Below are 14909 nucleotides of genomic sequence, written 5' to 3'. Positions count from 1 at the left end.
GGCAGCTTCGGCTCGTTCGCCTCGGTGCTGCGGCCGTGCAGTGCAGCCCTCGCGCGGATCGCGCGATGCACGTCGGGGATATTGCGGAGGGTGAAAGAAGGCATGTCGCCCTCGCGCAGGAATCAGGTTGCTTGCACTTCAGGAAAGTGCAGGCACTCAAACAACGTCACCCGGTATCGAAGCAGTCATCCCCGCACCAACAATAAGTGAAACCCGGGGCCAACCTGGCCCCACCACTCACCGATACGGCCCGGGCCCGCGCCATACCGGCTCGCCTTGCTTGTAGACCTCCATCATGTTGATGACCTCGCGGGCATCGCCGATGTCTTTGAGTTCCGGCGAGTCCGGCGGCAGCAGGCGGCATTTGCTGGAGCCGCGCTTGAGCGCGACTTCCAGCGGGCAGACCATGCGGTACTGGGTGCCGGGCAGGATGATGGCCACTTCCTTCATGCCCTGGTCGCGCCAATTGCGCAGCTGGGTTTCGCTACGCACTTCGTAATAGACCTGGTAGCCGCCCACATCCATGCTGGGTTGGGCGTTGTTGCGGTCGCGGCGGCGGCCTTCGCTGATGGTGGGCGTGTTGGACATGCCGTCTTCGGCGGCATCGGCTTCTTCTTCGAGCATTCCGGGTGGGCGGCCGGTCCAGGTTTCGGGGCGGCGCTGCGGCGACGACGCGGGTTCTGCCGGCGGTTGCGGCGGGGTGGGGCGCTGCACCGGTTGCGTCTGGCGCTGCTCGACCAGGCCGCCGCGGCGGGTGTTGCCTGCCGGCGGGATCGGGTTCTTGGCGGTCTTGACCAGGGTGGACTGCACCGGCGAGGCGGCCGGCGGCGGCTGCACGGGTGCTGGCGTTTGCGACGGCGGAGTCGGTGTCGGCGAGGGCGTGGGTTGTTCGGGCGTGGCGGTGTCGCCGACAAAATCCACCTTGGTGCGGCCGCCGCTGGCCGAGCCCTGCGGCGGGGTCATGGTGGGCGTGGAGGCCGACAGCAGGATCAGCAGCATCAGCACGTGCAGCAGGGCGCTGATCAGCGCGGCGATCCAGGGTTCGATGCGTTCGATCAGCGGCTCGGTGCGCGGCAGCCAGTCCTGCGTCTCCAGGCGGACGTGCAGCAGCTGCAGCGCGTCGTCGCGCACGCGGTAGACCAGCACATAGGGCGTTTGCTTGACCACCCATTCGCGGGTGCCGGCGACGCGGCCGGCGCGGCCGCGGCCGGGTTGCTCGGCCAGGGTGCGGGTGGCTTCCAGCACCTGCCGCGCCATCGCGGCGGCGGCGGTCGGGTTGAGCGCGTGGTAGTGATCCTGGGCGTGTGCGAGTTGCCTGGCGGCCGGGACGGTCCAGTCACGCCGCAACATCAACGCCCCATCTGGCGAACAGTGCGCTCACCTCTGCCGGCGCGGCAAAGGCGCCCTGATCCGCTGCGGCCATGCCGTCCAGCACGGCCGCCTCGAAGCTGGCGGTGTCCACGACGCGAACCACGTCGTCCCATCCTGCCGTCTCGGGCAGCGTGTCGATCAGCGTGCGGGCTTCTTGCTTGATGGCGGACATGGCACTGCTGTGGGGGAACTCTGCCGGCAAGTCTACCCGTGCGGCTCCGCTTCGCGTGTGGCAATGGCTGGCGCGCGGCTGGGGCGTTCACCGGTGGTGGCAGGCAGGCCGGTCCTGCGCGAACGCTGGCCTCTGTCGCGATTGCCGCGCGGCGATGGCCGCCCGGGCAGCCGCCTGTGCGCGCAGAAAGTGACACTTGGCACCTTGTTCGCTGCGGGGGCCGGTTTCATTCTGCGTCGGTCACCTCACCCCGCAAAGGAATCGCCATGCCCGCTGCTGCCATCGCACCGCTGACGCCGTATCTGTCGATGGCGGCCATCGCCTTGCTCTACTACCGGCGCATCCGGCGCAGCTTCGGCCGCCAGCCGTGGAAGCCGGTGAGCACGGCAGTGCGTGCGGTGGTGCTGGTCATTGCGGCGGCAGCGCTGGCGTTTGCGGTGTATGGCTTGCCGCAGGTTCGGCCAGGGATCGCCGTGGGAACGCTGATCGGTATCGGGCTGGGCGCGCTGTCGCTGCGCTACACGCATGCCGAATGGGTGGAAGGGCGCGGCTGGTATACGCCCAATCCGTGGATCGGCGGCGGCCTGACGCTGGTGCTGCTCGGGCGCCTGGCCTGGCGCTGGGCCGATGGCGCCTTCAGCGCGGGCGCGGCGGCGGCCGGCTCGCAGGCCAGCCCGTTGACGCTGGGCATTGCCACAGCGCTGGTGCTGTACTCGCTGGTGCACGTTGGCGGGCTGTGGTGGCGGCTGCGCCAGCTGCGGCTGCAGGCGTGAGCGCTTGCTCGAGTGTGCAGCGCTGAGCGCGGGTGCGCTCACTGCCAGGTGGGGGAAGGCCGTTGCCTACACCTGCGAGCGGAACGGGACCACCAGCTTCTCGCCCAGCTTCTGCCGCAGCGGCCGCTTGCGCCAGCGTTCCAGCGTGTACAGCTCGGCCCGTTGCAGGTCGCGCTCGAATACCTCGGTCATCTGCGCGGCCAGGTCACGGTCGTAGACATTCAGGCTGGCCTCGTCGTTGAGGCGGAACGAGCGGATGTCGAAGTTGGTCGAGCCCACCGAGACCAGCAGGCCGTCGATGATCAACAGCTTGGTGTGTAGCATGGTGGGCAGGAATTCGTGGATGGCGATGCCGGCTTGCAGCAGCGGTTCCCAGCTGGCCTTGGAGGCCAGCCGCACCGAGACCGCATCGATATGCTTGCCCGGCAGCAGCACGCGGATGCGCACGCCGCGCGCGCGCGCTTCCAGCAGCGAGCGGGTGATCAGCGCATCCGGCACGAAGTAGGCGGCGGCCAGGTCGATGGAGCTGCGCGCCGCGGCAATGGCGATCAGGTACATCAGGTGCATGCTCTCGCTGCCGCCGGCGGGCGAAGCCACGAACAGCTGCGCGTCGCTGTCGCCGGTCGGTGCCAGCTCGGGGTAGTACTCGGCGCCGTTGAGCACGCGGCCGGTTGTCTTGATCCAGTTGTCGTTGAAGGCGGCCTGCACCTGCGCCACCACCGGGCCTTCGATGCGGTAATGCGAGTCGCGCCAGTGCTCCGGGTCCTGCGCATCGCCCATCCACTGGTCGGCCACGCCAACGCCGCCGGTGAAGCCGATGCGGCCATCGATCACCAGCAGCTTGCGATGGGTGCGGTTATTGACGCGGTGCAGGTTGTACCAGGTCAGCGGGCGGTAGCGATGCACCTCCACCCCGGCGTCGGTCATGTCCTGCACCAGCGAGGCATCCATCTTCAGGCTGCCGCCCCAGTCGATGGTGACGCGCACCTTGACCCCGGCACGCGCGCGCTCGGACAGCGCCTGGCTGAACTCGCGGCCGATCTCGCCCGACCAGTAGATATAGGTTTCGAAGGTGATGGTGCGTTGCGCGCTGCGGATGGCGGCCAGCATCGCCGGGAAGATCTCGCTGCCGTTGTGCAGCACCTGGATCTTGTTGCCCGGCAGGATCGCCGGACCCAGCAACACCGACATCTCGCGTTTGAACTGCGGGTCGGCGACGTCGTAGCAATGGCTGGGGATGTGCTCGAGCTTTTTCTCGGGCGTGGCGAAGTTGAGCAGCAGCAGCCCCACCACCAGCGTGGTGACGACCGTGGCCACGATGATCCATGTCATGCATCCAACTCCGGTTCCCCTGCCATCGACAGCCCCAAGCGGCCGGCATTCTGGCAAGGCGGGCGGCATGGGGGCCGTGAAGGGGGATGCGTCCGGCGTCTGCGCGTGTCCGTGCCGGCCCAGGTGCTGGCCGGCACCGCGCACCGAAGGCGGTGGCAGGCCTGCGGCGTGCCTCAGCTCAGCGCGGGCGGGTCAGGAATGCTGCCGGAACCTGCGCGGTGAGCCAGACGCCGTTGTCGGCCTGGAAGAACGGCAGGCCGTCGCGATGCATGCGCCCGGCATCGACCTGCAACACCACCGGCTCGCCGTAGCGCTGCCCCACCGATGCGGCGGTCTGCGTGTTGTCGGACAGATGCACATGGTGACGCTGGCCGGGGCGCAAGCCCTCGGCCATGATCGCTTCGAGAAAGCGCGTGGCGGTGCCGTGATACAGCAGCTCGGGCGGCACCCTGGCTTCGAGCTGCAAGGCCACGGTTGGCGTGGAATGCCCCTGCACTGCGCGGATCCGCTGCCCATCGGCAGACAGCGCAAAGCGTTTCTTGTCGCTGCCGGCGACCACCGCCTGGATCAGCTCCAGATCGAGCGCGGTGCCGTGGGTCCGGGCGCCGGCAATCAACGCGTCCAGCTCGGCCCAGCCCTCCGAGTCGAGCGTGAGTCCGATCGCCTGCGGTTCGTGGCGCAGCACAAAACTGAGGAACTTGCTGATGTCGGTATGGTGCTTGCTCATGCGGCGGCGCCCGAAGCGTCCTTGCGGCCAGTGATGCCGGCAATTTTGACCCATCCAGGTGGCCAACGCGCGTGCGCGAGCAATGGTGTGCGGCGTTGCCGGGACTGGTGCTGTATGACCCGGGGCATCGGCAGATTCCCCCCGGGCTGCGTGCATTCATCGAGACGCTCAGGCAGATGCTGCCGTAGCGAGTGCCGGGCGTTACTGGCAGAAACCAGCAGTTGCGCTGTTGCCCGCGGCCGCAAGCACCACACCGACGACCGTCGGAAGCGGGCTGAAGCGCGCGCCGCTGCCGGCCGTTGCCAGGCCTGTATATGCGCCGAAATGCTTACATGCGTCACACAAGCACGCACCTATACTTCCGGGGTGTCCCACCCACAAGGTTCTGACTGCATGAGCGCACCCCCAACGTCTCCGATCGCCGCCGGTTCTGGCGCAGCCCCCGGTAGCCTTCGCCGTTCGGTGTCCAACACGCTCAAGGGATCGGCCGGCAATCTGGTCGAGTGGTACGACGTCTACGTCTACTCGGTGTTTGCCACCTACTTCGAATCGCAGTTCTTCTCCAAGGAAGACAAGAACGCCACCATGTTCGTGTGGGCGATCTTTGCGATGACCTTTTTGATGCGCCCGATCGGTGCGTGGTACTTCGGCCGCTTCGCCGACCGCTACGGCCGCCGCCTGGCGTTGACCATCTCGGTGTCGATGATGGCGCTGTGCTCGTTCGTCATCGCGGTAACGCCGACGGTGGCCACGATCGGCATCGCTGCGCCGATCATCCTGTTGCTGGCGCGCCTGCTGCAGGGCTTTGCCACCGGCGGCGAGTACGGCACCAGCGCGACCTACATGTCCGAGGCGGCGATTCCCGGCCGGCGCGGGTTCCTGTCCTCGTTCCATTACGTCACGCTGGTTGGCGGGCACGTGCTGGCGCAGACCACGCTGCTGGTGATGCTGCATTTCTTCGATGCGCCGCAGGTGTCCGAGTGGGGCTGGCGCGTGGCGTTCGGCCTGGGCGGCATCGGTGCGTTGGTGGTGTTCTGGCTGCGCCAGACCATGGACGAGTCGCTGAGCTCCGAATCCATCGCCGATTCGCGCACCGGCAAGGCCAAGGCGTCGGGCTCGATGCGCGAGCTGTTCGTCAATCAGTGGCGCCCCCTGCTGCTGTGCTTCCTGATCACCGCCGGCGGCACGATCGCGTTCTACACCTATTCGGTCACCGGGCCGAAGATGATCCAGACCGCGTTCGCCGGTGGCGACGTGATGGCCGGCACCATCATCAACCTGGTCGCGCTGACGCTGCTGATGCTGATGCAGCCGGTTGGCGGCTGGTTGTCGGACATCGTCGGGCGCAAGAGCCTGCTGGTGTTCTTCGGCATCGGCGGGGTGCTCTATACCTGGTTCCTGGTGATGGAGCTGCCCAAGCAGACCGACTGGCTGACCGCGTTCGCGATCCTCACCGTGGGCTTTGTGATCCTGACCGGCTACACCTCGATCAATGCGGTGGTGAAGGCGGAACTGTTCCCCACCCATGTGCGTGCGCTGGGCGTGGGCCTGGGCTATGCGCTGGCGAACTCCGCCTTTGGCGGCACCGCGCCGCTGCTGTACCAGGCCTCGTTGAAGACCGGCCATGTCAGCGAGTTCGTGATCTACGCCACGGCAGTGATCGCGGTGTCGTTGGTGGTCTACATGTTCTTCCTGACCAACAAGGGCAGCAACTGGCTGGACGACGAAGCGGCGATGCATCAGCGCAAGCGCTGATCTGCTTTGCCCTTCTCCCGTCGGGAGAAGGGCACCGAAGGGGCGGATGCGGGGCGCCTCCGGTGACTGGTACGCCGACCGTGGTGAGCGCGTCGCCACGCGCCGGCAAGGTGAAGCATCGATCCTGCGGTCGTGGATTGGTACACGACCCCTCGCCCCAACCCCCCGGCCCGCGCCAGCAGCGCGGGCGCTCCAAGGCAAGCGCGCCAGTGGCGCGCGGGCAGTGCCTTATCGCCCCGCAGGGAGATGGGCTAAGGGCGACTCAGTATCGGCGTTTGCCTGGGTATGCAGCGCCGTCTGCGCAAACACGCTGTAACGCAAGCCGATCAAACCCAGCAGCGCCTCATCGCGATGCGCACCCGCCGGTACCTTGCCGACGCGCGCCAGCGACGCATCCAGCCGCGCACGCAGCGTATCCGGCGCAGGCAGCGGGCGCTTGTGCGCGATCTGTTGCCGGTAGTGCGCGGCAACATCGGCCAGGATCGCGTTCACCGCCTCAACGCTCGGCTGCGGCAAGCCATGCCGCGCGCTGCGCAGTTGCAGAATGTTCAAGCCCACGCGCACTTCGTTGAGCATATCCACCGAGGCCAGCTCGCTGCCTTCCGGCGTCAATGCCAGCCGGGGTGCGAGCAGGCCAAGCAGGTCCAGCATGCGGGCGGCAAAGTGCTGCCGGTCCTGCGCGCCGCGGCCCTCGGCGGCATCGGCCAACGTGCGCCAGCCCTGGCGCACCAGCCGGCGCGCGCTCCATTCGGCGCCCACCGAGCGGAACAAGCGCGTCAGCACCACGGCAAATCCAATCCCCAGCACCATCGCCACCGCCGCGTTGACGAAGCTCTGGATATTGGCGTTGTAGGTGTTCTGCAGGCTCAGCAGCGCGGTGAGGTTCACCACCAGCGGCAGCGCGATCAGCATGGTCTTGGGGCGATGCAGCAACGCGCCGATCGGCAGGAACACCGCCGCCAGCACCAACACCAGCATCGGGAAATCGTGGATGGCCGGGAAGATGCCGAACAGATAGATGCCGGCGACCACGCTGGCCACCACCGCCCAGGTCAGGAACGACAGCATGCTCGGCGCCGGGTCGTCCTGCGCGGCGAAGAATGCGGCAGTCACCGCCGCCATCATCGCGCCGTTGCCGCCGCCTTCCCAGCCGATGCCGATCCACAGCACGCAGTACGCCATCAACGCAAAGCCCGCGCTCAGGGCGGAAAACGCGGCCATGCCGAAATCGATATGGCGGGGGGTGCTGGCAGCTGCCGGCGCGTCGGTTGTGTCGCGCGGTGACCAAGTCAGGCGCTGCAGCAACGAGGGGTGCGTGCGCGAACGCACAGCAGGTTCGCTGTGTGCCGTGTCAGCCCGTTCGGATGATTCCGCCGTTGCAGCTTGTCTTGCTGCAGCCGGCATCGCGCGCAGCACCGGCGTCGCCGTGCCGTGCACCACCGCCTGCTGCAGCGCGCGGCAGTCCTGCCACAGGTCGAGCAGCTCTTCCAGCCGCAGCAGCAGGCTGGCCAGCAGCAGATGCTCGATGTCCTGATCCACCACCGGGCGCAGTGCGACGATGCGTGCGCGCAAGGCGCCGACGTCTGCATCGCTGGGTGCGTCCTCGCCCTGGTCCATCCAGGCTGCGACGTCCTCCAGCAGCGCGGCGGTGGCGAGCGGCAACGCAGACCCATCGCGCTGCAACGCATCCAGCCGATCAGCCATCGACGACAGCACCGGCAGCAGCATCAGCATGCGTGCGCGCAGTTGTTCCAGCGTGGGGACGGCACCGGCATGGCGTGGGTCGTCGTGGCGGACGAAGGCGATCAAGGCCTCGAACTGCACCAGATCGGCGGCCAGCCGATTGCGCGGTGCCTGCGACGGGCCGCGCTGCAGCACCTGCCGGCACCATTGCGCGGCGTCCTGCATCCAGTTGCCGATGCGCGCGGTGAGCATCGGCTTGACCGAGGCGGGGAAGACCAGCGCGGCGAACAGCACCGCCATCACCGTGCCCAGGATGATCTCCTCGCTGCGCGCCACCACGGTGTCGAAGATGCCCTCCGGCGCGGTCACCGCCGGGAAGCCGATGAAGGCGGTGGTGTAGCCGGCCAGCAAAAACGCATAACCGCGCGGGCCGCGATTGAGCAGCGCCAGGAACAGGCAGGCCGACAGCCACAACGCCATCGCCGCGCTGAGCAGCAGCGGCGTTTCCACCAGGTTCGGCAGCATCACCAGGGTGGCCGCGCCGGCCAGCAAGGTGCCGAGCACGCGGTACACGCCCTTGGCGCGGGTGGGGCCGAGCAGCGGCTGGGAGACGATGTAGACCGTGGCCATCGCCCAGTACGGCCGCGACAGGTTGCCGGCCAGCCCCACGTACAACGCCGCGATCGAGGCGGCAAAGGTCTTGGCCGAAAACAGCCAGGCCTGGCGATCGCGCAGCAGCGCACTCATCGCGCGGCAGTCGGGTCGGTGCGGCCGGCGGCTGCTTCCCAGCCACCGCCCAGCGCCAGGAACAGCTGCAGTTGATCCTGCGAGACCTGCGCCTGCGCATTGGCCAGCGTCATGTCGGCGGTGGCCAGCGTGCGCTCGGCATCCAGGCTGGACAGATACGGCGTGCGCCCGCCCTGGTACAAGCGCCGGTTCTGCGCCGACGCCAGGTCGGCCTGTTGCTGCGCCTGTTCCAGCAGGTGCAGGCGGTCCAGATCCTGCGCGTAACGCGACAAGGCGGTCTGCACCTCGCGCAGCGCCTGCAGCACGGTGTTGTCGAACTGCGCCAGCGCCGCGTCCGCGCCGGCCTCGGTGGCGCGCACGCGCGCACGCGCACCGCCGGATGGCAGCGTCCACGAGATCAGCGGGCCGAACGACCAGGCATGCGTGGCCGGCTCACCGAAGTCGGCCAGCAGGCCGGTGGCACCGATCGAGCCGCCCAGACGGATATCCGGATACAGCTCGGCGGTGGCCACGCCGATGCGCGCGGTGGCTGCCGCCAGCCGGCGTTCGGCCTGGCGCACATCCGGGCGACGCGCCAGCAGCGCGCGGCCGTCGCCGATCGGAATCGGGCGCTGCAGGGCCGGCGCGTGCGCACAGCTATCCACGCCGGCCGGCACCTCGCCGGGGGTCTTGCCGAGCAGCGCGGCCAGTTGGTAACCGGCGGCCTGGCGGCGCGCGCGCAGCGGCGGCAGCGCCGCTTCCAGCATCGCCACCTGCGCGGTGGCGCGGGCCAGATCGGGCGGGGTGCCGCGGCCGGCAGCGATCAGGCGCTGGGTGATGTCGCGGCTGCGCTGCTGCAACTGCAGCGAATGCTCGGCCACGTGCAGCTCGTGGTTGGCGTGGCAGATCTCCACGTAACTGCCGGCCACCTGCGCGGCCACGTTGACGCGCGCCAGGTCGATCGCGGCCTGGGCGACCTGCGTACCGGCCTGCGCGGCCTCGGCGCCGCGTTGCAGCTTGCCGAACAGATCGAACTGATACGACACCCCGAACTTGCCGTCGGCCAGGTTGAACACCGGCAGCTTTTCCTGCTGCAGGAACGCCTCGGCCGAGACCTGCGCGCGGCTGACGCGGGCCTCCACCTCGTAATCGAAACCGCCCGCGTCCAGCGCCTGTTCGTAGACCGCGGCGGCGCGGCGCAGGTTGGCACCGGCCACCTTCAGCTCGACGTTGTCGCGCAAGGCCTGTTCGATCAGGCCATCCAGCATCGGGTCCTGGTACAGCGCCCACCAGCGTGCCGGCAGCGGCGCGCCGGCCTGCACCTGGTCGTTGCCGGTGTCGCCAAACGCGGCATTGGCGGCCGGGCGCTGGTAGGCCGACTCCGCCGGCACCGCGTAGTTCGGGCCGACCGTGGTGCAGGCGCTCAATGCGGCCAGCAGCGTGGCCAGTCCCAGGGGACGCAATCCGGTGCGGTTCATGGCGCGGCCTTGGCCTGCACGCGGGCAGGCGCGGTGGCGGCGTCGCGCACGGCGTCCGGCAGGATGGTCACGGTGGCGGTGCGCCCGGCGATCAGTTGCACATGCGCCGGCACCCGATCCAGCACGATGCGCACCGGGATGCGCTGCGCCAGCCGCACCCAGTCGAACGCCGGCGTGACGTTGGGCAAGGCGCCGGCGCTGCCGCTGCGGTAACGGTCCTCGATACCGGCGGCAATGCTCTGTACATGCCCATGCAAGGTGGCCGGCTCGCCCATCAGGTGCACGTCCACGCGCTGGCCGGCATGCACGCCCTGCAGGCGGGTCTCTTCGAAATAGCCATCGACGCGGAACGAGCCGGTGTCCAGCACCGCCACCACGGGGCGCCCGGCGCTGACGTAATCGCCCACGCGCACGGTGCGGTCGCTGACATGGCCGTCGGCCGGGCTGCGCACCTGCGTGCGGTCCAGGTTGAGCTGGGCCAGGTCCACCGCCGATTGCGCGGTGGCCACCGCCGCCTGCGCCTTCTGCACATTGGAGCGGCGTACCTCGGCATCTTCGGCGGCGACCAGGTCCTGCAGGCTGCGGTCGCGCGCGATCTCGCGGCGCAATTGGCTCAAGGTGGCCTGGCGCTCGGCCAGCGCGGCGCGCGCCTGTTCCAGCGCGATCGCATAGCGTGCGCGGTCCACCACGAACAGCAACTGCCCGCGCCGCACCGCCTGGTTGTCGGCCACCGCCACTTCCTCCACCAGCCCGGACACATCCGGCGCCACCTGCACCACATCGGCGCCCACGTGCGCATCGCGCGTCCACGGCGCTTCCATGTAATAACGCCACAGGTGCTGCAGCACCACGGCCGCCACCACCACCATTGCCAGGGTCAACAGCGCCGGCCCCGCGTTCTTGATCAGCTTTTTCACGATTGCATCCAACGGGTAAGGGAAAACAGGCCGCCCAGCAGCGCGATGTACAGCGCCAGGTTGAACAGCGCCGGGTGCCAGATATGCCGGTACGCACCGGCCCGGGTCAGCAGCGCGCCGATGGCGCTGTTGAGCAGGTAGGCCAGCGTCATCAACGCCAGCAAGGTGGGAACGAACACACCGTAAAGACTGAATTCGCCGTACATCGGGCACATCCTGGGCAAGGGGGAACAACCACGTCCGGCGCCGTGCGCAATGCGCACCGGGCCATCCGGAACGTCACAACCGGCGTCGCAGCGTGACGCCCGACAGCGGGCTCAGTCGGACTGACTCAGCCGCGCGTGCGCCTGCGCGATCTGCTCCCACAAGGTCAGCACCACCTGCACCTGCGCCTCGCTGAGCGCGCCAAACACTTCTGCGCGCAGCGCATCCAGGCGGATCTCGATACGCCCGACCAGCGTCTGGCCTGCGTCGGTGAGCCACAGCTGGTTGGCACGGCGGTCGCTGCTGTCGGCCTCGCGGCGCACCAGCGCCTGCGCGCACAGCTTGTCCAGCAGCCGCACCAGGGAAGGGCCTTCCATGCCCAGTTGCTGGGCCAGCGCCACCTGGCGGATGCCGCCGCCGGAGCGGCCGATCATCAACAACGGCCCGGTGCAGGCACTGGACAGCCCGAATTCGGCAAATGCCTGGTCGGCCAGCCGCTGCCACTGGCGGGCGGCGACCAGCAGGCCGGAGCTGAGCTGGGCGCGGGGAGAGAGAACGCTGTTCGTCATAATAGATAGGATGCTATCAATTCAACAATGAATCAATAGTCACTGAACCCGGGCAAGCCGGCGCAACCGCCACTGGGGCCGCTGGCCCGTCCTCGGGTACCATGCTCGCCCCCTTTGGGTGCACCCTGCGCATGAGCCAGTCCGACCAGCCCGATTCCCCCGTCACCCAGGCCCAGGCCGAAGATGCCGTGCGCATCCTGCTGCGCTGGGCCGGCGAAGACCCGGCCCGCGAAGGCCTGCTGGACACCCCGCGCCGGGTCGCCGAAGCCTATGGCGACTGGTTCAGCGGGTACCGCGAGGAACCGCGCGAGTACCTGGAACGCACCTTCGAGGAAGTGGCCGGCTACGACGAGCTGATCGTGCTGCGCGACATCTCCTACGAAAGCCACTGCGAGCACCACATGGCGCCGATCATCGGCAAGGTGCACGTGGGCTATCTGCCGCGCGGCAAGGTGGTCGGCATCAGCAAGCTGGCGCGCGTGGTGGAAAGCTATGCGCGGCGCTTCCAGGTGCAGGAAAAGATGACCGCGCAGATCGCCCAGTGCATCCAGGATGTGCTGCAGCCGCGCGGCGTTGGCGTGGTGGTGGAAGGCTCGCACGAGTGCATGACCACCCGCGGTATCCACAAGCGCGGCGTCAGCATGGTGACCTCCAAGATGCTGGGCAGCTTCCGCGAGGACGCGCGCACCCGCGCCGAGTTCCTGCAGTTCATCGAAGTGGGCGGCAAGCGTTGAGGCAGCCGTTGCCGTCGCCATGAAGCACCAGGCACGTATCGCCGGCTATCGCCAATTGCGCGAGCAGCCGGTGTGGAAACTGCTGGCCGCCGACCACGCGCCGGAGCTGATCGGCCTGCTGCAGACGGTGTTGCTGGACGGCGAACGCCGCCTGCCCTCGGCCGTGCTGCACGAGCGCCTGCAACGCCAGCTCGACGCGCTGCGCGCGGACGAACTCTCGCGCGAGTTGCCGCGCACCGCGCAGGCCTATCTGGCGCATTGGCTGGCGCAGGGCTGGCTGGAACGCCGCCTGCCGGAAGGCGCGGCCGAAGAAGAATACGAGCTGTCGCGCGCGGCCACCCAGGCCATCCGCTTCATCGTCGGTTTGCGCGAGAGCAGCAGCAGCGCCACCGAAAGCCGCCTGTCGCTGGTGATCCAGCAGCTGGTGCAGCTGGCGGGCCAGACCGAAGCCGACCCGGAGCTGCGCCTGGCCGCCCTGCGCGAAGAACGCGCGCGCATCGATGCCGAGATCGAACGCGTGGCCTCCGGCCGCGTGGCTGCGCTGGATGGCAAGCGCGCGCTGGAGCGTGCCCGCGACCTGATCCATCTCTCCGACGAACTGGCCGAAGATTTCCATCGCGTGCGCGACGATTTCGAACAGCTCAACCGCCAGTTCCGCGAGCGCATCATCGACGACGAAGGCGCGCGCGGCGATGTGCTGGAGCAGCTGTTCAACGGCGTGGACGTGATCGCCGACAGCGAGGCCGGGCGCACCTTCGAGGCGTTCTGGAGCCTGCTCAACGACACCCAGCAAAGCAGCCAGCTCGATCAGGCGCTGGATGCGCTGCTGGCACGCGGTTTCGCGCGCAAGCTGGACCGGCGCGAGCGCGCCTTCCTGCGCGGGTTGACCGGCACGCTGCTGGAGCGCGGCGGCGAGGTGCACACGGTGATGCAGCACTTCGCCCGCAGCCTACGCGGTTTCGTGCAGAGCCGCGGCTATCTGGAGCAGCGCCGGCTCAATCAATTGCTCAAGCAGGCGCAGGGCGAAGCCTTACAGCTGCGCGACAGCCTGCACGCCACCACCGCCACCGGCTACACCCAGGCGTTGAGCGCGGCCCGCCTGCGTTCGCTGTCGCAATGGCGCCTGCACGACCCGCGCCTGACCCAGGTCGATGGCCGCGTGCAGGCCGCCGATGCGGCAGACATCTCGCTCGACAGCGTGGGCGATCTGGTCGCGCAATCGGAGATCGACGTGCGCAGCCTGCGCCGCGACCTGCACGAGCTGCTCGGCCAGCGCCCGCGCCTGACCATCGGCGATGCGCTGCAGCAGCGCCCGGCCGCGCAGGGCCTGGGCAGCGTGATCGGTTACCTGTCGCTGGGCACGCGCCACGGCGTGGTGATCGACGGACAGATGGAAACGGTGCAGTGGGAAGGCGGCGACGGCGCCCTGCGGCGCGCACGCATTCCGCTGGTATGGTTCACCCGGGAGAAACGCAATGAACTGGACTGAGGACACCCGCCTGGACGCGGACGAGGACAGCGGCGCGTCGGCCGATGCCAGCCGCACGCCGCTGACTGAGACATCGCCTGCACAGCCGCGCGGCGAACTGTTCCTGGGCGACACCGGCACGCTGCCGTTCGATGCGCGGCGCGCGCTGTGCCAGCTGCTGGCCGGCCCCAGCATCGATGCGCAACGCCACGGTGCGTTGTGGCCTGCGCTGCTGCGCAACGAAGCGGCGATTCGCCAGGTGTTGTGCGAGCTGTTCCTGGAGCTGGTGCTGGACCGCGAGGGCGGGGTGGCCTTCACCCGTCAGGCCGACACCGCCGAGCTGGAATCGCCGACCCTGCTGCGCAGCGCGCCGCTGACCTTTATCGAGTCGGTGCTGCTGCTGTTCCTGCGCCAGCAACTGGCCGAAGCCGATACGCGCGGCGAGCGGGCGGTGGTGGACGAGGCGCAGTTGGTGGAGGCCTTGTCGGTCTACGAGAAGAACGTGTCCACCGACCGCGCCGGATTCGCGCGACGGGTGCTGACGGCGATCGGCAAGATGCGCGAGAACCAGTTGCTGTCGCGGCTGCGCGGTAGCGAGGAGCGCTACGAGGTCTCGCCGGTGCTGAAGTTGCTGTTCTCGGCCGAAGACGTGCAGGCCCTGGTGGTGGCGTATCGCGGCTTGCGCGAGGGAGACGTTGCGCTCGACTAAGCTCCTTCTCCCCTCGGGAGAAGCTGCCCGAAGCGCGGATGAGGGGACGGCCGATTGCAATGCCCGATGTATGACGCCCGGGATGCGTGGAGTTTGTGTAGTCGTGCGTTGTGCGACGGATGTCGGCTCTCACGCCCGATCAAACGCGATCACTTTTTCCACGGGCTGCAGCAAGGCATCCAGCTTCCTTATCGGCCGCCGCCGCCGCCCCACGTCAACGCAGACCACCGCACCCGTAGGAGCGGCCCCGGCCGCGAAGGGGCTGTACCGAATCGCTCCCAGACCACAGCA

General features: G+C 68.6%; 14 protein-coding genes and 1 pseudogene. 5 read left to right on the top strand and 10 right to left on the bottom strand.

What is annotated here, in order from left to right:
• Positions 1 to 56: 56 nt before the first annotated feature.
• The 3 genes and pseudogenes from AC1PLA_RS20830 to AC1PLA_RS20820 all read right to left on the bottom strand — a co-directional run.
• A pseudogene (locus AC1PLA_RS20830) lies at positions 57 to 104 on the bottom strand (hypothetical protein); the annotation flags it as partial.
• 133 nt (positions 105 to 237) lie between these two features.
• The gene (locus tag AC1PLA_RS20825) at positions 238 to 1350 is read right to left on the bottom strand and encodes a type II toxin-antitoxin system RelE/ParE family toxin (protein WP_481105280.1); all 1113 of its coding nucleotides are present in this window, start codon (positions 1348 to 1350) and stop codon (positions 238 to 240) included.
• Positions 1337 to 1543 carry a hypothetical protein gene (locus AC1PLA_RS20820; RefSeq protein ID WP_053054105.1) on the bottom strand — a complete coding sequence of 69 codons (207 nt, stop codon included), beginning with the start codon at positions 1541 to 1543 and terminating at the stop codon, positions 1337 to 1339. Before AC1PLA_RS20820 ends, AC1PLA_RS20825 begins: the two co-directional genes overlap by 14 nt.
• Positions 1544 to 1809: 266 nt before the next feature.
• On the opposite strand from AC1PLA_RS20820, the gene AC1PLA_RS20815 reads away from it, so the two are divergent.
• A complete protein-coding gene (locus tag AC1PLA_RS20815; protein ID WP_481105279.1) occupies positions 1810 to 2316 on the top strand; it encodes a CcdC protein domain-containing protein in 507 nt (168 codons plus the stop codon).
• Between the two features lie 66 nt (positions 2317 to 2382).
• On the opposite strand, the gene AC1PLA_RS20810 is transcribed toward AC1PLA_RS20815, so the two are convergent.
• Both AC1PLA_RS20810 and AC1PLA_RS20805 read right to left on the bottom strand, forming a co-directional pair.
• On the bottom strand, positions 2383 to 3648 hold the full coding sequence (locus AC1PLA_RS20810; protein ID WP_481105278.1) for a phospholipase D-like domain-containing protein: 1266 nt from the start codon (positions 3646 to 3648) through the stop codon (positions 2383 to 2385).
• Between the two features lie 178 nt (positions 3649 to 3826).
• The gene (locus AC1PLA_RS20805) at positions 3827 to 4375 is read right to left on the bottom strand and encodes an RNA 2'-phosphotransferase (protein WP_481105277.1); all 549 of its coding nucleotides are present in this window, start codon (positions 4373 to 4375) and stop codon (positions 3827 to 3829) included.
• Between the two features lie 393 nt (positions 4376 to 4768).
• Here AC1PLA_RS20805 and AC1PLA_RS20800 point away from each other — a divergent pair, with 393 nt between their 5' ends.
• Positions 4769 to 6130 carry an MFS transporter gene (locus AC1PLA_RS20800; protein ID WP_039513708.1) on the top strand — a complete coding sequence of 454 codons (1362 nt, stop codon included), beginning with the start codon at positions 4769 to 4771 and terminating at the stop codon, positions 6128 to 6130.
• A gap of 228 nt (positions 6131 to 6358) precedes the next feature.
• On the opposite strand, the gene AC1PLA_RS20795 is transcribed toward AC1PLA_RS20800, so the two are convergent.
• The 5 genes from AC1PLA_RS20795 to AC1PLA_RS20775 form a co-directional block, all read right to left on the bottom strand.
• Entirely contained in the window at positions 6359 to 8560 is a 2202-nt protein-coding gene (locus AC1PLA_RS20795; protein ID WP_481105276.1) for an FUSC family protein, read from the bottom strand.
• Positions 8557 to 10017, bottom strand: a complete 1461-nt coding sequence (locus tag AC1PLA_RS20790; RefSeq protein WP_481105275.1) for an efflux transporter outer membrane subunit — start codon at positions 10015 to 10017, stop codon at positions 8557 to 8559. Before AC1PLA_RS20790 ends, AC1PLA_RS20795 begins: the two co-directional genes overlap by 4 nt.
• Complete coding sequence (locus tag AC1PLA_RS20785) at positions 10014 to 10934, bottom strand: efflux RND transporter periplasmic adaptor subunit (protein WP_179464168.1); 921 nt, start codon at positions 10932 to 10934, stop codon at positions 10014 to 10016. The genes AC1PLA_RS20790 and AC1PLA_RS20785 overlap by 4 nt, the downstream gene beginning before the upstream one ends.
• Positions 10931 to 11149, bottom strand: coding sequence for a DUF1656 domain-containing protein (locus tag AC1PLA_RS20780; RefSeq protein ID WP_024939640.1), 219 nt, complete (start codon positions 11147 to 11149; stop codon positions 10931 to 10933). The genes AC1PLA_RS20785 and AC1PLA_RS20780 overlap by 4 nt, the downstream gene beginning before the upstream one ends.
• Positions 11150 to 11251: 102 nt before the next feature.
• Positions 11252 to 11707 carry a MarR family winged helix-turn-helix transcriptional regulator gene (locus AC1PLA_RS20775; RefSeq protein WP_039518264.1) on the bottom strand — a complete coding sequence of 152 codons (456 nt, stop codon included), beginning with the start codon at positions 11705 to 11707 and terminating at the stop codon, positions 11252 to 11254.
• Positions 11708 to 11838: 131 nt separating this feature from the next.
• Between AC1PLA_RS20775 and folE the strand changes: the two genes are divergently transcribed.
• From folE to AC1PLA_RS20760, 3 genes are read left to right on the top strand one after another with little or no spacing between them, the layout of a single operon-like run.
• Positions 11839 to 12441 (top strand): GTP cyclohydrolase I FolE, encoded by a 603-nt coding sequence (gene folE / locus AC1PLA_RS20770; protein ID WP_481105274.1) that lies wholly within the window; start codon positions 11839 to 11841, stop codon positions 12439 to 12441.
• A 19-nt stretch (positions 12442 to 12460) separates the two neighbouring features.
• Positions 12461 to 13930, top strand: a complete 1470-nt coding sequence (locus tag AC1PLA_RS20765; RefSeq protein ID WP_016902174.1) for a DUF3375 domain-containing protein — start codon at positions 12461 to 12463, stop codon at positions 13928 to 13930.
• Complete coding sequence (locus AC1PLA_RS20760) at positions 13917 to 14618, top strand: DUF4194 domain-containing protein (protein ID WP_211921344.1); 702 nt, start codon at positions 13917 to 13919, stop codon at positions 14616 to 14618. The genes AC1PLA_RS20765 and AC1PLA_RS20760 overlap by 14 nt, the downstream gene beginning before the upstream one ends.
• Positions 14619 to 14909: the final 291 nt, after the last annotated feature.

The organism is Xanthomonas sp. NCPPB 1826, assembly GCF_056725285.1.
The sequence above is the reverse complement of the archived record's forward strand: the minus strand, read 5'-3'. Positions and strand labels throughout refer to the sequence as shown.